The 20,433-nt window shown below is 67.8% G+C and carries 20 protein-coding genes; 16 read left to right on the top strand and 4 right to left on the bottom strand.

The window, feature by feature from the left end; translation table 11 throughout:
- Window positions 1-29 precede the first annotated feature (29 nt).
- The 5 genes from alr to tsaD are packed head-to-tail and all read left to right on the top strand — an operon-like array spanning window position 30 to window position 4,123.
- On the top strand, window positions 30-1,250 hold the full coding sequence (gene alr / locus C3B78_RS13890; protein WP_104998591.1) for an alanine racemase: 1,221 nt from the start codon (window positions 30-32) through the stop codon (window positions 1,248-1,250).
- Window positions 1,247-1,828 carry a tRNA (adenosine(37)-N6)-threonylcarbamoyltransferase complex ATPase subunit type 1 TsaE gene (tsaE, locus tag C3B78_RS13885; RefSeq protein ID WP_104998590.1) on the top strand — a complete coding sequence of 194 codons (582 nt, stop codon included), beginning with the start codon at window positions 1,247-1,249 and terminating at the stop codon, window positions 1,826-1,828. The genes alr and tsaE overlap by 4 nt, the downstream gene beginning before the upstream one ends.
- A complete protein-coding gene (tsaB, locus tag C3B78_RS13880; protein ID WP_104998589.1) occupies window positions 1,828-2,499 on the top strand; it encodes a tRNA (adenosine(37)-N6)-threonylcarbamoyltransferase complex dimerization subunit type 1 TsaB in 672 nt (223 codons plus the stop codon). Before tsaE ends, tsaB begins: the two co-directional genes overlap by 1 nt.
- A gap of 44 nt (window positions 2,500-2,543) precedes the next feature.
- Entirely contained in the window at window positions 2,544-3,023 is a 480-nt protein-coding gene (gene rimI / locus C3B78_RS13875) for a ribosomal protein S18-alanine N-acetyltransferase (RefSeq protein ID WP_104999800.1), read from the top strand.
- Window positions 3,020-4,123 carry a tRNA (adenosine(37)-N6)-threonylcarbamoyltransferase complex transferase subunit TsaD gene (tsaD, locus tag C3B78_RS13870; RefSeq protein WP_104998588.1) on the top strand — a complete coding sequence of 368 codons (1,104 nt, stop codon included), beginning with the start codon at window positions 3,020-3,022 and terminating at the stop codon, window positions 4,121-4,123. The genes rimI and tsaD overlap by 4 nt, the downstream gene beginning before the upstream one ends.
- Window positions 4,124-4,135: 12 nt before the next feature.
- On the opposite strand, the gene C3B78_RS13865 is transcribed toward tsaD, so the two are convergent.
- Complete coding sequence (locus tag C3B78_RS13865) at window positions 4,136-5,287, bottom strand: glutamate--cysteine ligase (RefSeq protein WP_104998587.1); 1,152 nt, start codon at window positions 5,285-5,287, stop codon at window positions 4,136-4,138.
- Between the two features lie 380 nt (window positions 5,288-5,667).
- On the opposite strand from C3B78_RS13865, the gene C3B78_RS13855 reads away from it, so the two are divergent.
- Window positions 5,668-7,101: a glycoside hydrolase family 3 N-terminal domain-containing protein gene (locus C3B78_RS13855; protein WP_104998586.1), complete on the top strand. Its 1,434-nt coding sequence runs from the start codon at window positions 5,668-5,670 to the stop codon at window positions 7,099-7,101.
- Between the two features lie 111 nt (window positions 7,102-7,212).
- Window positions 7,213-8,010, top strand: a complete 798-nt coding sequence (locus C3B78_RS13850; RefSeq protein ID WP_104998585.1) for a shikimate 5-dehydrogenase — start codon at window positions 7,213-7,215, stop codon at window positions 8,008-8,010.
- Here C3B78_RS13850 and C3B78_RS13845 read toward each other — a convergent pair.
- Window positions 7,994-9,277: a class I SAM-dependent methyltransferase gene (locus C3B78_RS13845; protein WP_104998584.1), complete on the bottom strand. Its 1,284-nt coding sequence runs from the start codon at window positions 9,275-9,277 to the stop codon at window positions 7,994-7,996. The two genes, C3B78_RS13850 and C3B78_RS13845, sit on opposite strands and share 17 nt — an antisense overlap.
- Before the next feature lie 54 nt (window positions 9,278-9,331).
- Between C3B78_RS13845 and C3B78_RS13840 the strand changes: the two genes are divergently transcribed.
- Window positions 9,332-9,709 (top strand): hypothetical protein, encoded by a 378-nt coding sequence (locus tag C3B78_RS13840; protein WP_104998583.1) that lies wholly within the window; start codon window positions 9,332-9,334, stop codon window positions 9,707-9,709.
- On the opposite strand, the gene C3B78_RS13835 is transcribed toward C3B78_RS13840, so the two are convergent.
- Entirely contained in the window at window positions 9,637-10,569 is a 933-nt protein-coding gene (locus tag C3B78_RS13835; protein WP_104998582.1) for a DMT family transporter, read from the bottom strand. The two genes, C3B78_RS13840 and C3B78_RS13835, sit on opposite strands and share 73 nt — an antisense overlap.
- A 224-nt stretch (window positions 10,570-10,793) precedes the next feature.
- Here C3B78_RS13835 and groES point away from each other — a divergent pair, with 224 nt between their 5' ends.
- Together groES and groL are read left to right on the top strand one after the other, a co-directional pair.
- Entirely contained in the window at window positions 10,794-11,087 is a 294-nt protein-coding gene (groES, locus tag C3B78_RS13830; RefSeq protein WP_003805290.1) for a co-chaperone GroES, read from the top strand.
- 77 nt (window positions 11,088-11,164) lie between these two features.
- A complete protein-coding gene (gene groL / locus C3B78_RS13825) occupies window positions 11,165-12,775 on the top strand; it encodes a chaperonin GroEL (RefSeq protein WP_104998581.1) in 1,611 nt (536 codons plus the stop codon).
- 99 nt (window positions 12,776-12,874) lie between these two features.
- On the opposite strand, the gene C3B78_RS13820 is transcribed toward groL, so the two are convergent.
- Complete coding sequence (locus C3B78_RS13820) at window positions 12,875-13,477, bottom strand: dihydrofolate reductase family protein (RefSeq protein ID WP_104999798.1); 603 nt, start codon at window positions 13,475-13,477, stop codon at window positions 12,875-12,877.
- Between the two features lie 78 nt (window positions 13,478-13,555).
- Here C3B78_RS13820 and C3B78_RS13815 point away from each other — a divergent pair, with 78 nt between their 5' ends.
- The 6 genes from C3B78_RS13815 to guaB all read left to right on the top strand — a co-directional run bounded on the left by C3B78_RS13815 (window position 13,556) and on the right by guaB (window position 20,381).
- The gene (locus C3B78_RS13815) at window positions 13,556-15,079 is read left to right on the top strand and encodes an ATP-dependent DNA ligase (protein WP_104998580.1); all 1,524 of its coding nucleotides are present in this window, start codon (window positions 13,556-13,558) and stop codon (window positions 15,077-15,079) included.
- A gap of 144 nt (window positions 15,080-15,223) precedes the next feature.
- Entirely contained in the window at window positions 15,224-16,867 is a 1,644-nt protein-coding gene (locus C3B78_RS13810) for a helix-turn-helix transcriptional regulator (RefSeq protein WP_104998579.1), read from the top strand.
- A 92-nt stretch (window positions 16,868-16,959) separates the two neighbouring features.
- Window positions 16,960-17,301, top strand: coding sequence for a hypothetical protein (locus tag C3B78_RS13805; protein WP_199775255.1), 342 nt, complete (start codon window positions 16,960-16,962; stop codon window positions 17,299-17,301).
- Entirely contained in the window at window positions 17,298-18,404 is a 1,107-nt protein-coding gene (locus C3B78_RS13800; protein ID WP_104998578.1) for a flavin-containing monooxygenase, read from the top strand. The genes C3B78_RS13805 and C3B78_RS13800 overlap by 4 nt, the downstream gene beginning before the upstream one ends.
- 6 nt (window positions 18,405-18,410) lie before the next feature.
- On the top strand, window positions 18,411-18,638 hold the full coding sequence (locus C3B78_RS19875; protein ID WP_442778245.1) for an SGNH hydrolase domain-containing protein: 228 nt from the start codon (window positions 18,411-18,413) through the stop codon (window positions 18,636-18,638).
- 231 nt (window positions 18,639-18,869) lie between these two features.
- Window positions 18,870-20,381 carry an IMP dehydrogenase gene (gene guaB / locus C3B78_RS13795; RefSeq protein ID WP_104998577.1) on the top strand — a complete coding sequence of 504 codons (1,512 nt, stop codon included), beginning with the start codon at window positions 18,870-18,872 and terminating at the stop codon, window positions 20,379-20,381.
- The last annotated feature ends 52 nt before the right edge of the window (window positions 20,382-20,433 follow it).

Below are 20,433 nucleotides of genomic sequence, written 5' to 3'. Positions count from 1 at the left end.
CCTGAAGCGCCAGCACTAGAATCACTAGGGTGACTTACCCCGCAACAACCGGAGAATTCAGTGCTGCCCCGGGGCCCGGCCCCCGATATGAACGGTCCGCCGTGATCGACCTCGACGCCATCCGGCACAACGTCCGGCGCCTGGCCGCCGCCGCCTCCCCGGCGAAAGTCATGGCCGTGGTCAAGGCTGATGCGTACGGGCACGGTGCGGTTCCCGTGGCGCGGGCAGCCCTGGAGGCAGGTGCGGCCTGGTTGGGCGTGGCCCACATTTCGGAGGCCCTGGCGCTGCGCGCTGCCGGTATCGACGCGCCATTGCTCGCCTGGCTGCACACCACGGAAAGCAACTTCGGCGCTGCCGTGGCGGCCGGCGTCGACATTGGCTGCTCGGGCTGGGAGCTGGACAGCATCGTTGCCGCGGCCCGGGACCAGGAGCGCCCCGCCCGCATCCACCTGAAAGTGGACACCGGCCTGGGCCGGAACGGAGCCGCCCTGGACACCTGGGACCAGTTGGTGGGAGAGGCAATGGAGTACCAGGACCAGGGCCTGCTGCGCGTAGTGGGGATCTTCTCCCATCTTGCGGTCGCCGATGAGCCTGAGCGCCCCGAAACAGACCAGCAGCTGGCCACATTCCGGGAGGTCCTTGCCGTTGCGGAGGACGCCGGGGTGGACCCGGAGGTCCGGCACCTTGCCAATACCCCTGCCACGCTCTCCCGGCCGGACACCCACTTTGACCTGGTCCGGGTGGGCCTCGGAATTTACGGTCTCTCGCCTTTCAGCGGGCAGACCTCCGCCGAGCTGGGACTGCGCCCGGCGATGACCCTGCGGACCCTGGTCTCGCAGTGCAAGGACGTCCCGGACGGCCAGGGCGTCTCCTACGGCCTCCGCTACCACACCAGCGGCCCCAGCACGCTGGGCCTGATACCGATGGGTTATGCCGACGGCGTTCCGCGCGTCGCTACCGGCGGCCCGGTCCGGGTGGCAGGGACGACATATCCCGTGGTGGGCCGGATCGCGATGGACCAGATGGTCATCGACATGGGCGACGCCGGCCCCGCCGGTGCGGACCTGCTCGGTGCGGAGGCGGAACTCTTCGGCGACGGCGCGGACGGCGGACCCACCGCCGATGACTGGGCGCGGGCGGCCGGAACCATCAACTATGAGATCGTCACCAGGATCAGCCCCAGGGTGCCGCGTTGCTTCGTCAACGAAGGGGGCCCGGGCTCCGTGTCCAGCCAGGAGAAGCTCCCGTGATTACTAACGGCCAAGCTGCCCTGCCCAACTGGGAAGAAACCCTCACCGCGACGACGGCGGAACAGACCCATGCGCTCGCCGTCCGCCTGGCTGCGGTCCTGGAGGCCGGGGACCTGCTGGTGCTGAGCGGTGAGTTGGGTGCCGGAAAGACCACATTCACCCAGGGGCTGGGAGAGGGGCTGGGCGTCCGGGAGGGCGTCATTTCCCCCACGTTCGTCCTGGTCCGCATCCACCCCAACCTGCCGGAGGGCCCACGGCCCGGCGGCCCGGACCTGGTCCATGTGGATGCCTACCGGCTGGGGTCAGCAGCCGAGATTGACGACATCGACCTTGAAAACACCATGGACTCCTCCGTCACGGTGGTGGAGTGGGGCAAGAAGCGGGTGGAGCACCTCAGCGAAAGCAGGCTGGAGATCGACCTGCACCGGGCGATCGGGCTCGGCGCTGAGCTGCCCCCTGCCGGCCTGGACTTCGACACAGAGGACGCGGACGAGCCCCGCACCATCGTCATCCGCGGGTACGGTCCCCGCTGGCCTGAAGCGCCGGAACTCGGCGCCGTGAACGAAGGCGTCCGCTGATGCTGATCCTGGCCATTGATACCTCCGCCGTCGCCAGCGCCGCCCTGGTTTCAGACCATGTGCCGGAAGGCGTGCTCGCCAGCTTCTCCACCGAGGACACCCGCAGCCATGCCGAGGTACTTGCCCCGGGGATCGAAGAGATGCTCGCGGACGCCGGCGTTACCGGAAACGATATCGACGCCCTGGTGGTGGGGGTGGGTCCCGGGCCTTTCACGGGGCTGCGGTCCGGAATCGCCACGGCGAGGACCCTGGCCTTTGTCTGGGGCAAGCCCCTGCACGGGCTGATGAGCCTGGATGCCGTGGCCCTGGAAGTGGCGGAATCCTCGGCGGCTGTGAGCGAGTTCCTCGTGGCAACCGACGCGCGCCGCAAGGAGGTCTACTGGGCGCGCTACAGCCTCACGGAAGGCCAGCTTCCAGTCCTGGAAGACGGCCCGCATGTCAGCTTCGCCGCCGACCTGCCCCGCCTGCCCGCTTTCGGTGCCGGCGCCGGCCTTTACGCTGATGTACTGAACGTCCATCCCGACTTCGTGCAGGAACAGCCGGACGCCCTGTACCTGGGGCAGTTCGCGCTGGCCAGGCTCGCGGCCGGCAACGGACTTCTCGACTCCACGCCCCTGTACCTCCGGGAGTCCGACGCCCAGGTCCCCGGACCGAGGAAGAGGGCCCTGTGAGCGTTACGCCCGGATTCGGCAGCCTTGGTGTCACTGTCCGCGACATGACCCTGGACGACGTCCCCGCCGTGAGTGCCCTGGAACAGCGGCTCTTCCCGGTGGATGCCTGGCCCCTGCAGATGTTCCTCGACGAACTGTCCCAGCCGGAAACCCGCCGTTACCTGGTGGCGCAAAGCACCGACGGCATCGTGGGCTACGCCGGCCTGATGTGCATTGAGCCCATCGCGGATGTCCAGACCATCGCCGTCGTCCCTGAATATGAGGGCCGGGGCATCGGCACCGCGCTGCTCACCAGCCTCATCGACGAAGCCCGGCGCAGGCAGGCGGCGGACGTCCTGCTGGAGGTCCGGGCGGACAACCCGCGGGCGCAGCAGCTGTATGTCCGGTTCGGCTTCGAACAGATCCACGTCCGCCCCCGGTATTACCGCGACGGCACCGACGCCCTCATCATGCGCCTCCAGCTCGCCGGAATCCCCGCGGCGGGCACTGGAGACGCGAATCCCGAGAAAGGACGCCAGCCATGAACCGCTTGCAGCCACTGGTGCTGGGCATCGAATCGTCCTGCGACGAGACCGGCGTCGGCGTGGTCCGCGGCACAACGCTGCTCACCAACACCGTGTCCTCCTCCATGGACGAGCACGTCCGGTTCGGCGGCGTCATCCCCGAGATCGCCTCCCGGGCCCACCTCGATGCCTTTGTTCCCACCCTGGAGCAGGCGCTTTCCGACGCCGGCGTGACCCTCGACGAGGTGGACGCCATCGCCGTCACGTCCGGTCCTGGCCTGGCCGGAGCCCTCATGGTGGGGGTTTGCGCGGCCAAGGCGCTGGCGGTGGCCACCGGCAAGCCCCTGTACGCCATCAACCACCTGGTGGCCCATGTGGGAGTGGGCTTGCTGGACGGGAATAACGCAGCCCGGGCCGGCAGCACAGCGCCGCGGCTGCCGGAGAACCTCGGCGCCCTGCTGGTCTCCGGGGGCCACACTGAAATCCTGAAAATCAACAGCATTACCGACGACGTGGTGCTCCTCGGCTCCACCATCGACGATGCCGCCGGCGAAGCCTATGACAAGGTGGCCCGCATCCTGGGCCTCGGCTATCCGGGCGGACCGGCCATCGACAAGGTGGCCCGCACCGGTAACCCGAAGACAATCCGGTTTCCCCGCGGCCTCAGCCAGCCCAAGTACATGGGAACGGCCGAGGAGCCCGGCCCGCACCGTTATGACTGGTCCTTCAGCGGCCTCAAGACGGCGGTGGCCCGCTGCGTGGAGCAGTTCGAGGCGCGCGGGGAGGTGATTCCCGTGGCCGACATTGCGGCCGCCTTCCAGGAGGCGGTGGTGGACATCATCTCTTCCAAGGCCGTGCTGGCCTGCCGTGAGCACGGCATCAAGGACGTGCTCCTGGGCGGCGGCGTGGCGGCTAACTCAAGGCTCCGCGAGCTCACCGGCCAGCGCTGCGCCTCCGCCGGAATCAGGCTGCATGTGCCGCCGCTGGACCTCTGCACGGACAACGGCGCCATGGTGGCGGCACTGGGCGCGCAGCTGGTGATGGCGGGAGTGGAACCAAGCGGCATCCGCTTCGCCCCGGACTCGTCCATGCCGGTCACCTCGGTTTCCCTTCCGGCGTAAGCCGCGGGAACGTCAGGCGGTGGGGCCGTTGCGCATCTGCTTCACCAGGTCCAGGACCACTGCCCTGAGGTCTCCGCCGTGTTCAGCGGCCACGCGGCGCTGGCGCTGGTAGCCGGCACCGCGGCGGATGATCTTTTCGACGTCGGCAAGCTCGTCCGGGCAGCCCAGCTTGGCGGCCACGGGCTCAAGCCGGTTCAGGGTCTCGAGCAGGTGCTCGGTGACCAGCTGCTCCTTGCCCGCGGCATCGAGGATGATGATGGCGTCCATGCCGTAACGGGCAGCGCGCCACTTGTTTTCCTGGATGTGCCAGGGCGGCATGGTGGGGATGGTGCCGCCGTTGTCCAGGGTCGTGGAGAACTCGTCCACCAGGCACTGGGTGAGCGCTGCGATGGCGCCCACTTCCTCCAGCGTGGCCAGGCCGTCGCAGATGCGCATCTCGATGGTGCCCAGGTTGGGCACCGGCCGGATGTCCCAGCGGATCTCCGAGAGGGTGTCGATCACGCCGGTGGTGAACATGTCCTGGACGTAGGACTCGTATTCCTCCCAGGAGCGGAACTGGAAGGGCAGGCCCGCGGTGGGGAGCTGCTGGAACATCAGCGCGCGCTGTGAAGCGTAGCCGGTGTCCTCGCCGCCCCAGAACGGGCTGGACGCGGAGAGCGCCTGGAAATGCGGGAAGTAGTTGACCAGGCCGTCCAGCACGGGCAGGGCCTTGTCCCGGCGGTCCAGTCCCACGTGGACGTGCACACCGTAGATGACCATCTGCCGGCCCCACCACTGGGTGCGGTCGATCAGCTTGGCATAGCGGGCCTTGTCCGTCACCGGCTGCAGCTGGGGCGGGCTGAACGGGTGGCTCCCGGCGCAGAACAGTTCCACGCCCATGGGATCGGTGATTTCGCGGACGGCAGCCAGGGAACGGCTGAGGTCTTCCTTGGCTTCAGCGGCGGTCTCGCAGATGCCGGTCACCAGCTCAACGGTGTTCAGGAGCAGTTCCTGCTTGATATGGGGATGCTCGTCGTCATCATTGAGTTCCGGGTGTCGTGAAGCAACGCCGCGAAGCACCTCATTGGCCACGGACGCGAGTTCGCCTGTCCTGCCGTCCACCAGCGCGAGTTCCCATTCAACTCCCAGGGTTGACTGCCTTGAGGGGGCGAAATCGATCTTCACGCATGTCCTAACTGTCCTGTTTGCCGCTGGCTCACGCCGTCACTGACAGGCTGTTGCCGGCAGGCGAACGGATGGTTCAAGTCTAGTGCAGGGGTAGCATCGTATTGATGGCCTTGTTCCAACACCTGCGTGACAGTCCTAACAAAACCTTCCCCTTCCTGGCGGCGGCCTCTGCCGCAGTAGCCCTGGCGTCCTGTACGGCCGCACCCGGCTCCGTCCCGTCGTCGTCGACCCCTTCTGCTCCAGCCTCGCCCACCGCATCGCCGAGTACGACGACGGCGCCCGCCACCTCCTCCCCGCCACCTGACCCGGGTGCCCTGCCGCTGGGCTGGGGTCCCCGGCAGCGCGACCACGACACGGCTGCCGCGGCGGTGGCGGCGATGACCACCGAGCAGAAAGCCGGGCAGGTCCTCCTTCCGTTCTTCAAGGGCAAGGAGGTGGAGGCCCACGCGGCCGCCATCGAGCGCCTGCACCTTGCCGGGTCCATCATCATGGGCGACAACGTGCCGCTCGACCCCCAGGGCAGGATGGACGTGCACGGCATGGCCGCCATCAACCAGCGGCTGGCCCAGGCAGCAGCCGCCGGCGGCCGGCCCTGGCCCGGGATCATCGCGGTGGACCAGGAAGGCGGCCAGGTTGCCAGGCTGGGACCGCCCCTGACGGAATGGCCCACGCCCATGAGCTACGGTGCCGCCGGCAGCGCGCCCCTGGCCAAGGAAGCAGGGCAAGGGCTGGCGGCGGAGCTGGTGCCGCTGGGGTTCAACGTGGATTTCGCTCCCGATACGGACGTCACCATCGGCCCGAAGGATCCCACCATTGGTGCCCGGTCCATGGCCTCGGACCCGGGTGCTGCCGCTTCGCTCGGCGTCGCATTCTCCCAGGGGATGCTCGCCGCGGGCGTCCTGCCTGCGGTCAAGCACTTCCCCGGGCATGGTTCGGTGACCGTCGACTCCCACCTGAGCCTGCCCGTGCAGCCTGCGGCCGTTGCGGAGCTCAGCGGCCGCGACTGGAAGCCGTTTGGGGCAGCCATTGCCGCCGGTTCGCCCATGGTGATGACCGGGCACATCGCCGTGCCCGCGCTGGAACCCGGCGTCCCGGCGTCGCTCTCCGGACCCACGTATGCCGCGCTGCGGGGCCTGGGCTTCAAAGGGGTGGCGGTGACGGATGCCCTGAACATGGGCGCCGTGGCCAAGCAGTACACCAGCGGAACCGCCGCCGTGATGGCCCTTGCCGCCGGAGCGGACCTCCTGCTGATGCCCGCCGACGTGGGGCAGGCACACGCGGCCGTCGTCCAGGCCGTGGCCTCAGGCGCGCTGCCGCCTGAGCGCCTGGACGAGGCTGCCCGGCGGGTGGCCACGATGATGGCGTGGCACGGCCGGACCGCTGCGGCAACCGGTGCGCCGGCCGGTAGCGGAGGAGCACTCTCGGCCCGGGTTTCCGCCTCTGCCGTCACCATGGTCTCCGGACCGTGCAGCGGCCCGCTGGTGCCCGGAGCGGTGCGGGTGGCCGGCGGCGGGCCGGGGGACAGGGCCCGGTTTGAGGCCGCGGCCGTCCGGGCCGGTCTGTCCGTGGGCTCCGGGCCGCTGGTCAGCCTCATCGGCTACGGCGGGCGCGGGGCGGAAGGGGACATCGCCGTCGCACTTGATGCCCCCTGGCCGCTGCAGGACTCGCCCGCTCCCGTGAAGATTGCCCTCTACGGCCGCAGCGACGGCGCCTTCGACGCCCTGGCCGCCGTCCTGGCAGGGAAGGCGCCCGCCCCCGGGAAGCTGCCCGCCGCCGTCGGAAGCTTCCCGGCCGGCACCGGCTGCCCCTAGAACCCAACTAGGTAGCGCTAAGTGTCGTTTTGGGGGCTCAAAACGACACTTAGCGCTACCTAGTTGGGAGGGAGCGGGTTAAATGGTCAGGTGCCCATACTGAATAAAGACATGACCCTCTGCATCTCGCTCTCGGCCCGGCCCAGCAACAACGGGACCCGGTTCCACAACCACCTGTACGAGCAGCTGGACCTCAACTGGATCTACAAGGCCTTCGCCCCCACCAACCTTGAACAGGCCATCGCCGGAGTCCGCGGGCTGGGCATCCGCGGCTGCGCCATCTCCATGCCGTACAAGGAGGACGTGATCGCCCTGGTGGACGAGATGGACCCCTCCGCCACGGCCATCGACTCGGTGAACACCATCGTGAACACGGACGGGCACCTCAAGGCCTACAACACCGACTACACGGCCATCGAACAGCTTCTGGCCACCAACAAGGTGCCTACGGGCTATTCCGTCCTGGTCCAGGGCGCGGGCGGGATGGCCAAGGCCACTGTCGCCGCGCTTCGTGACGCCGGCTTTTCGGACGTTACAGTCCTGGCACGGAACGAAACCACGGGCCAGGCGCTGGCAGAACAGTACGGCTTCCAGTGGCGTGCCGAACTCGACCGCGGCGCCGCGGACCTGATCATCAACGTGACGCCGATTGGCATGGCGGGCGGATCCGAGGCAGGTGCCCTGGCTTTCCCGCAGGAAGCCATCGACGCCGCCAAAGTGGTGTTCGACGTGGTTGCGCTGCCCGCCGAGACACCGCTGGTCAAGGCGGCGCGGGCGGCGGGGAAACCCGTAATTACCGGTGCCGAAGTTGCAACCATCCAGGCCTTGGAGCAGTTTGTGCTTTACACCGGCATCCGGCCCACTGCCGGGCAGGTGCGCGCGGCAGAAGAGTTCATGCGCGCGCAGTAGCCTTTTCTTCGAGGGCAGTGCCCTGCACCGGCTCCACCACGATGGCCACCCGGTCCTCGCCAATACGGGTCAGGACCAGGGTGGCCGTTTTGGTCCCGGCCCTCTTGCCGGAATTCTTTCCGGCTGCGCCCTTCCCGCCGGGCAGCAACTGCTTGCGGAGCTCCTCAGGCGTGACGGCGGTGCCGCGCTTCTTGATGTCCAGGACGCCGATGCCCTCGGCCTTCACCCAGGCCTTGAGTGCCTTCACGTTGTAGGGCATCACGTTAAGGACCTTGTAGGGGCGCGCGAACGGGGTGTCCACCAGCTCCGGCGCGCACACATAGGCGATGTGCTCATCCACCAGGTGCCCGCCCAGTTGCAGTGCGATGTCGGCCACCAGTCCGGCCCGGATCACCGCGCCGTCCGGTTCGTACAGGTAGCCCTCCACCGGCCCCACCGGCGCGGCGGGACCTGCCCCGAAGTCTTCCCCGCTGGTCAGCTCCGCCGCACCCTGGGCGCCAAGCACCAGTGCGGCCCGGCGGACTCCGGGCCGGCGCACCGCGTTGAACCACAGCGCCACCTCGGTGACATCGCCGGCCACCGAAACCCACTGTGCCTCACAGCCGGCAGGAACGGACGCGTGCGGCATGCCCGGGCCCATCTTGACCCCAACGGCCAGGCCGGACGCGGCCAGGCCCTCAACGAAGGACAACGGTGGCGAAAAGGCTTCAGGGTCCCAGATCCGCGTGGTGCCCGACGTCGAAGTGACGCGGCGCGCAGGATCTAGCCAGACGCCGTCGACCCCGTCCAGCGGCACCGCCGTGGCGTCCGCGTGGACCACGGTGGCGTTGGGGAACGGAATGAGGTTCACCGTGGCGCAGGCCGCCGTCGTCTCATCCATCTCCACGGCGGTGACCTTGATGTCCATGGAGGCCAGCGCCAGCGAGTCGGCGGCCAGGCCGCAGCCCAGGTCCGCCACGTGGCGGATGCCGGCCTCGGCGAACCGCTGGGCATGGCGGGCGGCAACGTTCAGCCGGGTTGCCTGTTCCAGCCCTGCCTGGGTGAACAGCATGCTGCGGGCGAACTCGCCGAACTTCGCGGCGGCCTTGGTGCGGAGCCGGGACTGGGTCAGGACGGCGGAAACCAGTTCGGGGGAGTGGCCGGCCTTGCGGAGGGCCGAGTTCAGCTCGAAGGATTTGTCTTCCTGGTAGGGGCCCAGGGACGCCAGGAGCTCCCAGCCTTCAGGGGTGAGCAGCGGTGCAATCTGGTCCTGGGGAGCGTGAGCCATGGGTTCCAGCCTAGTGGAGGAGCGGGCCGGCGCTATGCCGATAGGGTTGAAGCCATGAACCACAGTGCAGGTCCGCAGCAGTCCCGTCACCACCAACCCGGGGACGGCGGGCCGGCGAGGTTCGCCCGGCCGGCACTGATCGCCAGCTCCGTAGTGGCGGTGGTCTGCCTGGCGCTCCTGGTGATCATCTTTTTCCTGGATACCTTCAACGCCACGGTCTATTCGGTGGGCGGCAACGACATCAAGGACGACACCCAGGAGGCCCGGGATATCCGCGGGCTGTACGACGGAGCCCGCGCCGGCAGCGTCGTCTTCCTCGTCGCGTCGCTGCTGGCCGCCCTGGCCTCTGCCTTCTTCCTCTACCGGGGGCGGAATTTCGCAGGCGAGGCCGACGGCGGTGAGGACGTCGACTTCGACGACCTGGGCCGCTGAGGTGCCTTTCCGCCCGCACTGGTGAGCAGAACCCCGGAAATGACCAGAACGCCGCCCAGGATTTGCGGGACCGTGACGGGCTGCCCGAGAGCAACCGTGATGATGGCGGTGAACACGGCGATGAGGTTCAGGTAGTTGCCGGCGTTGGCTGCCGTGGTGTGCTTAAGGGCTAGGTTCCAGAGCAGGTAGGAACCCAGGGAGGGGAACAGGACGATGTAGGCCAGCGACCAGCCCTCGGAGGATGTGGCCGGGAGTCCGGCCCCGGTGGCCGCCGCAAAGGGAACCAGGACAACCGCCGCCATGGCCACCTGCACCGCCGTGGACGTAATGGCCGGGACGGAAAGCCTGCGGGCGGCGATCGTGTAGAAGCCCCAGACGGTGATGGCCGCGACGATCAGCCATTCGCCGGCATCGATCGAGAACGTCAGCAGCCGCTGCAGGTTGCCGCCGGCCAGGATCAGCAGGACCCCTGCCAGGCCCAGGGCAACGCCCACCCAGCTCAGGGGGCCCGGCCTGTCCCGGAGCAGGATGGCAGCCAGGATCATGATCAGGGCAGGGTTTGCCGCAGTCACCAGGGATGCATTCAGCGCCGAGGTGTGCCCCAGCGCACTGTAGAGCAGCAGGGTGTAGGCGCTCATGCCAAGGCAGCTCAGGAGAAGGAGCATCGGCCAGCGGCGCAGGACAGCGCGCCAGTCCGGCCTGTCCACCGCCTGCGCCAGGACCAGCAGCGGCACGGCAGTCAGGGCCCAGCGCCAGAAGGTCAGCTGAAGCGGCTGCATGGTTTCCATGGCGGCCTGGCCTACAACGAAGTTGCCTGCCCAGAAGAGGGTGGCAAGGGTCAGGTACAGGGCTGCTCGCACCGGTCAAATGTACATGGGTTGGTGTCCGCCCGTGACGAAACGCTGGCACTCGCCTTGACCGAGTGCTAACCCTTACATAGAGTCTTCATTAGCACTCTCCCTAGGAGGGTGCTAACACATGAAGAGCTGCCAGCCAGGCTGCTGCCGGCACCGCGACGACGGTTGCCAGCCACGGCGGAAAGCTTTCCAGTCCACGAATTTGCTGACGAAAAGGAGAGGTCCGAGTGTCGGTCTCTATTAAGCCTCTTGAGGATCGTATTGTTGTCCGCCCGCTCGAAGCCGAGCAGACCACGGCTTCCGGCCTGGTCATCCCGGACTCCGCGCAGGAGAAGCCGCAGGAAGGCGAAGTTGTTGCAGTAGGCCCCGGCCGCTTTGAAGACGGCAACCGCGTTCCTGTCGACGTAGCCGTTGGCGACGTCGTTATCTACTCCAAGTACGGCGGAACCGAAGTCAAGACCGGCGGCACCGAGTACCTCGTGCTGTCCGCCCGCGACGTCCTGGCGATCGTCGTAAAGTAACTCTCCGGATCCCCGTGCCGCTGGTCATGCATTCTGCTGGTCGGCTGCGCGGGGTTCTGTCTTGAAAGGACAAAACCATGGCAAAGCAGCTTGCGTTTAACGACGCTGCCCGCCGGTCTCTTGAAGCCGGCATCGATAAGCTCGCCAACACCGTCAAGGTGACGCTCGGCCCCCGCGGCCGCAACGTCGTCCTGGACAAGAAGTGGGGCGCTCCCACCATCACGAACGACGGCGTCACCATCGCCCGCGAAGTGGAGCTGGACGACCCCTACGAGAACCTTGGCGCGCAGCTGGCCAAGGAAGTGGCGACCAAGACCAACGATGTTGCCGGTGACGGCACCACCACGGCAACCGTCCTGGCCCAGGCCCTGGTCAAGGAAGGCCTGCGCAACGTAGCGGCAGGCGCAGCCCCCGGCCAGATCAAGCGGGGCATCGAGGTTTCCGTTGAAGCCGTCGCCGCCCGCCTGCTGGAGAACGCCCGCCCCGTTGAAGGCACCCAGGTGGCCAACGTTGCAGCTATCTCCGCCCAGAGCGACGAGGTTGGCGAGCTCCTCGCCGAGGCATTCGGCAAGGTCGGCAAGGATGGTGTGATCACCATCGAGGAATCCTCCACCACGCAGACCGAACTGGTCCTGACCGAGGGCATGCAGTTCGACAAGGGCTACCTGTCCCCGTACTTCGTCACGGACGCGGAACGCCAGGAAGCAATCCTCGAGGACGCCCTCATCCTGATCAACCAGGGCAAGATCTCCAGCATCCAGGAATTCCTGCCGCTGCTGGAGAAGGCGCTGCAGGCCGGCAAGCCGCTGTTCATCATTGCCGAGGACGTTGAGGGCGAGGCCCTGTCCACGCTGATCGTCAACCGCATCCGCGGCACGCTGAACGTCGTCGCCGTCAAGGCTCCCGGCTTCGGCGACCGCCGCAAGGCCATGCTGCAGGACATCGCCACCCTCACCGGCGCGCAGGTTGTCTCCCCGGAACTGGGCCTCAGCCTGGACACCGTCGGCCTTGAGGTGCTGGGTACCGCCCGCCGCATCACGGTCACCAAGGACAACACCACCATCGTTGACGGCGCAGGCTCGGCCGAAGACGTGGCAGCACGCGTGGCCCAGCTCCGCGCTGAGCTGACCCGCACCGATTCCGACTGGGACCGTGAAAAGCTCCAGGAGCGCCTGGCCAAGCTGGCCGGCGGCATCGGTGTCATCAAGGTGGGCGCAGCCACCGAGGTTGAGCTCAAGGAGAAGAAGCACCGCATCGAGGACGCTGTTTCCTCCACGCGCGCTGCCCTTGAAGAAGGTATCGTCGCCGGCGGTGGCTCGGCCCTGATCCACGCCCTGAAGGCACTGGATGAGGACCCGGCCGTCAAGGCACTCGAAGGCGACGCCGCCGCTGCCGTGGGCATTGTCCGCCGCGCGCTCGTCCAGCCGCTGCGCTGGATCGCCCAGAACGCCGGCTTCGATGGCTACGTCATCACCGCCAAGGTTGCCGAGCTCGAAACCAACAACGGCTTCAACGCCAAGTCGGGCGAGTACGAGGACCTGATCGCTGCCGGTGTCATCGACCCCGTCAAGGTCACCCGCGCTGCCCTCCGCAATGCAGCTTCCATCGCTGCCCTGGTTCTCACCACCGAGACGCTGGTTGTTGAGAAGCCTGCCGAGGAAGACGAGCACGCAGGCCACAGCCACTAGCAAGTAGCTGCGCACGGGGCAACCGTGTACGCGAAAAAACCGGTCCAGCATCCGCTGGGCCGGTTTTTTCGTCGGCGGGACGGCGGGAGCGGCGCGGACTTACGTGCCCGGCATGTCCTGCGTCTCAACGTCGCCCGCGCGCTCATAGACCAGCGACACCGCCCCCTTCGGGAAGCTGCGCGCCGGCTCCGCGAGGCGGAAGGACGCAGGGATCGTCCCGGCGTCGAACAGGCGCTTGCCCTGCCCGAGGGTTACCGGATAGAGCCAGAGGTGGAGGCGGTCCAGTACGTTTGCCGCGAGCAGCGAACGGATGAGGACGCCGCTGCCGAACATGTGCACCTGGTCGTATTCCTCCCGCAGCCGGCCCGCGGCCGTGGCATCCGGCAGGACTGTTGTGCCCGCCCAGCTCGGAGAGGTGAGGGCGCCGGAGACAACGTACTTCGGCACCCGGTTGAGCGTGCCCCCGATATCACCGGACTGGCGGGGCCAGTAGGAGGCGAAAATGTCGTAGGTTTTCCGGCCGAGAAGCAGGGCGTCGATCTGGCTGATCTCAGCCTCGATGGCCGCTTCAGCCTCGTCGTCGGAAACCGGCGCCTGCCAGCCGCCGAAGGCGAAGCCGCCCGCAGTGTCCTCCTCGCGGCCGCCGGGCGCCTGGTAGACGCCGTCGAGGGTGATGAACAGGTTGGCGATGATGATCCCCACCAGCCCATTTTGGGGCGGAGTTCCGGCCCTGTCCAGCATCAGCCGCCTGCAGCGCAACAGCCGTGGCAGACTGGGGCAATGCTGCTCGACGAGCTCGTGAGAACTTCGGCTGCCGTCGCGTCCACCCGGTCCCGGCTGGCGAAAGTTGACGCACTGGCGCACCTGCTGCGCCGCCTCGAGCCCGCGGAGATCGCGACGGCGGTGGGCCTGCTGGCTGCCAGGCCGCGCCAGGGCCGGGTAGGGATTGGCTGGCGCGGCATGTCAGCGGCCATGGGGGAGCCGGCCGCCGAGCCCAGGCTTACTGTCGCAGACCTCGATGCGGCGTTGGACCGGCTGCTCGCAACAGCAGGCGCGGGATCGGCAGCAGAACGTGCTGCGACCCTCAGGACGCTCACGGCGGCAGCAACTGAACGCGAGCAGGCATTCATCGCCGGCGTGCTGCTGGGAGAACTGCGGACCGGTGCTCTGGAGGGCGTACTGGCGGATGCGGTGGCCCGTGCTTCCGGCCGGCCGGTTGAGGCCGTGCGCCGCGCGGCCATGCTCTCCGGCGATCTCGGCCACACCGCCGTGCTGGCCCTCACGGGAACGCCGGCCGAGCTTGCCGCCGTCGGACTCGTCGTGGGACGCCCCGTGCAGCCCATGCTCGCCTCAACCGCGGCCAGCGTCGGCGCGGCGCTGGATGTCACCGGGGAGGCGTCCGTGGAATACAAGCTCGACGGCGCACGCATCCAGGTGCACCGCACCGGCGACGAGGTGCGCATCTACACCCGCACCTTGGCGGAAGTGACCCACAGGCTGCCTGAGGTGGTGGAGGTGGTACGCGGACTTGGGGTGCGGGACGTGATCCTCGACGGCGAGACCCTCGCCCTGGATGAGGACGGCGGCCCCCGGCCGTTCCAGGAAACCATGTCCCGGTTCGGGGCGGACGCTGCACGCGAGACGTTGCTGCATCCGTGGTTCTTCGACGTGCTGCACCTTGACGGGCGGGACCTGCTGGACGAACCATTGTCCACACGCCTCGGCGTGCTTGAAAGCATCGTGCCCGGGCACCGGATTCCCGGGAAGATCACGGCGGACGCGGCCGTTGCCGAAAGGGTATCGCGCGATGCACTCGCCGCCGGCCATGAGGGCGTGGTGGTCAAGGCCGTGGGGTCCGCTTACGCGGCCGGCCGCCGCGGCTCCAACTGGATCAAGGTGAAGCCGGTGCTCACCTACGACCTCGTGGTGCTCGCCTGCGAATGGGGCTCGGGCCGGCGCACCGGGCTGCTGTCCAACCTGCACCTTGGCGCCTTGGACCCCACGGGTGAGTTTGGCGATCCGGGCGGCTACGTCATGGTGGGCAAGACCTTCAAGGGCCTCACTGATGAGCTGCTGCGCTGGCAGACCGTGCGGTTCCAGGAACTTGAGGTGCGGCGCACGGCGGGCACCGTCTGGGTAGAGCCGGTCACGGTGGTCGAGATTGCCATCGACGGTGTACAGCAGTCGTCCCGCTATCCCGGCGGTATCGCGCTGCGCTTTGCGCGCGTTAAGCGCTACCGGGACGACAAAACGGTAGCGGACGCGGACACCATCCAGACCCTGCGCGGGCTGCTGCGGCCGTAGCCGGACCCGCCTCTTCCAGCCGCTTGTGCCCGATGTGCACCGGGCGTAGCGTGACGCTTAGGTCCCGGGCGACCGGCGCCCGGGGCGGCGAGGCCGGCGGGGCGGCGAGGCCGGCGGCGCGGGCGGGTGCCCAAGGAGGTCCGAGTGTCAACTGAAACGGCCATTGACGACGGCAGGTCAGCCTTCCGGGAGAATCGCTGGACCGATTCCCTCAGGAGCTACACGGACGCGAACCAGCGTGGCGGGCTTCCCGCCGCCGACCTTGAACGGCTGGCCACCGCCGAGATCCTGACCGGAAACACAACAACGGGCCTGGACACACTCGCCCGCGCCCACGAAGAGTACTTGGAAGTCGGCGATGTGGCAGGGGCCGCCCGGTGCGCCGGCTGGCTCGGGATCCAGTTCATGAACCTCGGCGAGGCGGGGCAGGCGGGGGGATGGTTCGCCCGTGGCCAGCGGCTCCTGGATGAGCTGACGGAGCCCAACGTGGTGGAGGGGTTCCTGCTGGTCCCCGCAGCCTTGGGCAAACTCTATGGCGGGGAGCCCGCAGCGGCACTCCAGCTCTTCTCCCAGGCTTCCGAGTTCGGCCGAAGGTTCCAGGACAAGGACCTGTCCGCCCTGGGCCTTCTTGGCACCGGTCAGGCCACACTGATGCTGGGCCGCGCGGACGAGGCAATCAGCTTGTTCGATGAGGCCATGGTCGCCGTAACTACAGGGGAACTCTCCCCGATCCCTTCCGGCATCATTTACTGCGCAGTCATCGGCAATTGCCATCTGGCCTTCGACCTGAAAAGGGCGTTGGAGTGGACAGCGGCCCTCGACCGCTGGTGCGCTGCCCGCCCGGATATGGTGCCTTTCAGCGGCCAGTGCCAGTCCCACCGGGCCGAGCTCTTCCGGCTCCACGGCGCCTGGCATGAAGCACTGGAGGCAGCGGCGGTCGCCCGGAAGCGGGCAATCCAAGGCGATCCCCAGGCGCTGTTCGGCGGCTACTACCAGCAGGGCGAGGTGCAGCGTCTCGCCGGCGACCTTGACGCAGCCGAGGCCTCCTACCGGCAGGCAGCGCGGAGCGGCTACGAGCCCCAGCCTGGCCTTGCCCTTCTTCGGCTGGCCCGTGGTGACCCGCGGCAGGCGCAGACGATGATCCGCCGGACCGCCGGCGAAGCTGATCAGGCCACCCGCCGGCACCTGCTGCCGGCAATGGTGGAGATCGAGTTGGCCGCAGCCGATGCGGAAGCAGCGGCCCGGGCCGCCGCAGAGCTGGAGTCCTTCGCCCGGGAGTACCCCAAACCAATGGTCCGGGCGGCAGCCAGCCAGGCGGATGGGGCGGTCCGGCTGGCGGAAGATCATCCTGCCGCCGCGTGCGTGTCTCTGCGGCAGGCCTGGCACCTGTGGGCTGGACTTGGTGTGCCGTACGAGGCGGCCCGGTGCCGGGTGCTGATCGGAATTGCCTGCCGTTCGCTGGGCGACGAAGCCTCCGCGCTGATGGATTTTGAGTCCGCCCATGCTGAATTCCTCGAACTTGGCGCCGCTCCGGCCGCCGCCTGGGCGGCTTCCCTGATGCAGGCGGGCCCGGACGACGGCGGCCGGCGCCAGGGTCCCCTGACCCCGCGGGAGGTGGAGGTGCTTCGGCTCGTGGCTTCCGGGGAGGGTAACCGCGCCATCGCGGCGCACCTTTTCCTCAGCGAGAAAACCGTGGCCCGGCATATCAGCAACATCTTCCTGAAGCTTGGACTGTCCTCCCGGGCTGCAGCCACAAAGTACGCCTTCGAGCACGGGGTCACCGGCTAGGGGGAGTACACAAAATTACCCAGCAGGTCCTGCGGCGCAGTTGCATGTTTTGTCCGACGCGGCCGCCCGTTCACGGCCCATAGCCTTCAAACATGAACCTTTCAGTCCTTGCAGGCACCCTCTCCACGGTGCTCTTCGCCCTCGGTATGGTGCCGATGCTGGTCAGGGCGGCACGGACCAAAGACCTGGCCTCCTACAGCCTGGGCAACCTGCTGCTGACCAATGCGGCCAATGCGGTCCATTCCGTGTACGTGTTCAGCCTCCCGGCCGGACCCATCTGGGCCCTCCATCTCGCCTACGTCGTGGCCTCCGCCCTGATGCTGGCCTGGTGGCTGCGCTACAGGGACGCAGGCCGGACGGGGAGGATGCAAGGCAGCAGGACCGGAAGGCTCAGAAACGGCATTCCCATCAGCACAGCAGGAGCTCAGCCATGAACAGCAGCAATGTGACCGGCATGTTGGACACAATGATCATCGGCGGCGGCCAGGCGGGACTCGCCCTGGGCCACCACCTCAAGGAGCAGCAACGGAACTTCCTCATCCTGGACGCAGACCCGCGCACCGGCGACGCCTGGCGCCAGCGGTGGGATTCGCTCCGGCTGTTCACCCCCGCGAAGTTCGACGGACTTCCCGGAGAGCCATTCCCGGCCCATCCGCTGTCCTTCCCCACAAAGGATGAGGTGGCCGGATACCTGGAAAACTATGCGGCGCGGAAGGGCCTGCCCATACTCCACGGCACCCGGGTGGAACGCCTGTGGCGGGACGCGGACCACTTCGTGGCAGCGTCCAACGGCCGCCGCTGGGAGGCGCGGAACGCCGTCGTGGCCACGGGGGTCAGCCAGGCACCCAAAGTGCCTGGTTTTGCGGCGAACCTTGCCCCCTCCATACTCCAGCTCCACTCGGCCGACTACCGGAATCCGGGCCAGCTGCAGGACGGGCCGGTCCTGGTGGTTGGCCTGGGGAACTCGGGTGCGGAGATAGCCCTCGAAGTATGCCGGACCCATCCCACTACCGCGGCGGGCAAGCCCGGCGGCGAGCTTCCGGTGAAGCATGGCCGGGCCGCTGCCCGCTACGTCCTGCCGCTCATGCGCTTCCTTGGGCTTCATGTGCTCACGCTAGGCACGCCCATCGGGCGCAAAGCGGCGCCCGTCTTCAAAGCGCACGCCACGCCCCTGATCCGCACCAAGACCAAGGACCTGGCGGCTGCCGGCGTGCGGCTCGCACCGCGGGTGGCCGGCGTGGAGGACGGCATGCCGGTACTGGCGGACGGCACCCGGCAGGAGGCGGCGAACGTGATCTGGTGCACGGGGTTCCGGGACGATTTCAGCTGGATCGATCCGGACCTGCTCGACGGCGGCGGGCTGCCGCGACAATACCGCGGTGTCGCCCTGGATACACCCGGGCTGTTCTTCCTGGGGCAGGAATTCCAGTACGCGGCGGTATCCGCCACCCTTCCCGGAGTCGGCCGCGACGCGCGGTACCTGGCGGGAAAAATTCCCCAACTCGGAAGGATTGATGCTTTGCCCATGCGCCAGTGAGCTCTTTTGTGTCGATGGCAGGAACAGGCACCCCAATCCTCGGCGTCCCCACCCGCACGGAACGGCTGCACCTCAATGGATCTGGGCGACTTCATCTGCGCGCGGGGGATCTGCCCTGGCGTTGTGGGGAACGTCTATGTGTACAAGGACGACAACCACCCCACCCGGACGCACGTGGAAAGCATGATCCCCATGTTTGAGGAGCGGCTGCTGGCAGCCACGGGCTGGAGCTGAGGGCCGGGACTCCACATCGGCAGGCCGGGACGTGCAGTTGCTCACATTGCAGGCGAGGAATAGGGGGATCGGCGCGGAGGTTCTAATATTTACTCAATACTTTCCGGCCCGCGGGGCGCCGCCTGCCGCGGCCGCCCGGCAACATCACCTGCACAGGCCAGTCCCGTAATGACGGGCTGGTCATCGGCTGCAACCCCTGCCCGTCCAGCAACCAAGGTAAGAGGCGCACTCATGACCGAGCCCGAACACAACCCCTTCGGCTTCATTGGCCTGACCTACGACGACGTCCTGCTCCTGCCGGGCCACACCGAGGTCATCCCGTCCGAGGCGGACACGTCCTCCCGGATCTCCAAGCGGATCACTGTGCAGACGCCGCTGCTTTCCGCGGCCATGGACACCGTCACCGAATCCCGCATGGCCATCGCCATGGCGCGGCAGGGCGGCCTGGGCGTGGTGCACCGGAACCTTTCCATCGCGGACCAGGCGGACCAGGTGGACCGGGTCAAGCGCAGCGAATCCGGCATGATCACCAACCCGCTCACCATCCGTCCCGAGGCAACCCTGCGCGAGCTGGACAACCTTTGCGCCCAGTACCGGGTCTCAGGACTGCCCGTGGTGGATGAGGACAACCGCCTGCTGGGCATCGTCACCAACCGCGACACCCGCTTTGTTCCCGAGTCCGACTTCCCGCTGAGGCTGGTCAGCGATGTCATGACCAAGATGCCGCTGGTCACCGGGCACGTGGGGATCAGCCGCGAGGAAGCCTCGCACAAGCTGGCCACCAACAAGATCGAGAAGCTTCCCCTGGTGGACGACCAGGGCCGGCTCAAAGGCCTCATCACCACCAAGGACTTCACCAAGGCAGAGCAGTACCCGCTGGCCACCAAGGACGACGAAGGCCGGCTCCGCGTGGGTGCAGCCATCGGCTTCTTCGGGGACGGCTGGGAGCGCGCCATGGCACTCGTGGACGCCGGCGTCGACGCCCTGTTCGTGGATACCGCCAATGGCCACTCCCAGGGCGTGCTGGACATGATCCGCAGGCTCAAATCCGATCCCGTTGCCGCGCACGTGGACATCATCGGCGGCCAGGCCGCCACCCGCGAAGGTGCGCAGGCGCTGATCGACGCCGGTGCCGACGGCATCAAGGTGGGCGTGGGGCCGGGCTCCATCTGCACCACCCGTGTGGTGGCCGGTGTGGGTGTCCCGCAGATCACCGCCATCTACGAGTCCGCCAAGGCCGCCATCCCGGCTGGCGTCCCGCTGATTGCCGACGGCGGCCTGCAGTACTCGGGCGACATCGGCAAGGCGCTGGTTGCCGGAGCCGACACCGTCATGCTCGGCTCCCTGCTCGCGGGGTGCGACGAATCCCCGGGTGAGCTGATCTTCGTCAACGGCAAGCAGTTCAAGTCCTACCGCGGCATGGGTTCGCTGGGTGCCATGCAGTCCCGCGGCAAGAACACGTCCTACTCCAAGGACCGTTACTTCCAGGCAGACGTCTCCGGCGATGACAAGCTCATCCCCGAGGGCATCGAAGGCCGGGTGGCCTACCGCGGTCCGCTGTCCTCCGTGGCCTACCAGCTGGTGGGCGGCCTCCGCCAGACCATGTTCTACACCGGTGCGCCCACCGTTGCCGAACTGAAGGCCCGCGGCAAGTTCGTCCGGATCACCCCGGCAGGCCTGAAGGAATCGCACCCGCATGACATCCAGATGACCGTCGAGGCGCCGAACTACGGTTCCCGCTAAACACCTGGAAGGGATGGGCACTGCTGCCCATCCCTTGTTTGCGCGGCACTAG

The sequence above is a fragment of the Arthrobacter sp. PGP41 genome (assembly GCF_002953935.1).
Classification (GTDB): Bacteria; Actinomycetota; Actinomycetes; order Actinomycetales; family Micrococcaceae; genus Arthrobacter.
This window is presented reverse-complemented; position numbering and strand designations above follow the sequence as displayed.

What these genes read in the sequence shown, in the direction of transcription:
- C3B78_RS13850 (WP_104998585.1), top strand. Translation starts at nt 7,213, where the DNA reads ATGACCCTCTGCATCTCGCTCTCGGCCCGGCCCAGCAACAACGGGACC.
- C3B78_RS13815 (WP_104998580.1), top strand. Translation starts at nt 13,556, where the DNA reads ATGCTGCTCGACGAGCTCGTGAGAACTTCGGCTGCCGTCGCGTCCACC.
- tsaD (WP_104998588.1), top strand. Translation starts at nt 3,020, where the DNA reads ATGAACCGCTTGCAGCCACTGGTGCTGGGCATCGAATCGTCCTGCGAC.
- C3B78_RS13855 (WP_104998586.1), top strand. Translation starts at nt 5,668, where the DNA reads ATGACCACCGAGCAGAAAGCCGGGCAGGTCCTCCTTCCGTTCTTCAAG.
- C3B78_RS13840 (WP_104998583.1), top strand. Translation starts at nt 9,332, where the DNA reads ATGAACCACAGTGCAGGTCCGCAGCAGTCCCGTCACCACCAACCCGGG.
- guaB (WP_104998577.1), top strand. Translation starts at nt 18,870, where the DNA reads ATGACCGAGCCCGAACACAACCCCTTCGGCTTCATTGGCCTGACCTAC.
- groL (WP_104998581.1), top strand. Translation starts at nt 11,165, where the DNA reads ATGGCAAAGCAGCTTGCGTTTAACGACGCTGCCCGCCGGTCTCTTGAA.
- C3B78_RS13845 (WP_104998584.1), bottom strand. Translation starts at nt 9,277, where the DNA reads ATGGCTCACGCTCCCCAGGACCAGATTGCACCGCTGCTCACCCCTGAA.
- rimI (WP_104999800.1), top strand. Translation starts at nt 2,544, where the DNA reads ATGACCCTGGACGACGTCCCCGCCGTGAGTGCCCTGGAACAGCGGCTC.
- C3B78_RS13800 (WP_104998578.1), top strand. Translation starts at nt 17,298, where the DNA reads ATGAACAGCAGCAATGTGACCGGCATGTTGGACACAATGATCATCGGC.
- tsaB (WP_104998589.1), top strand. Translation starts at nt 1,828, where the DNA reads ATGCTGATCCTGGCCATTGATACCTCCGCCGTCGCCAGCGCCGCCCTG.
- C3B78_RS13805 (WP_199775255.1), top strand. Translation starts at nt 16,960, where the DNA reads ATGAACCTTTCAGTCCTTGCAGGCACCCTCTCCACGGTGCTCTTCGCC.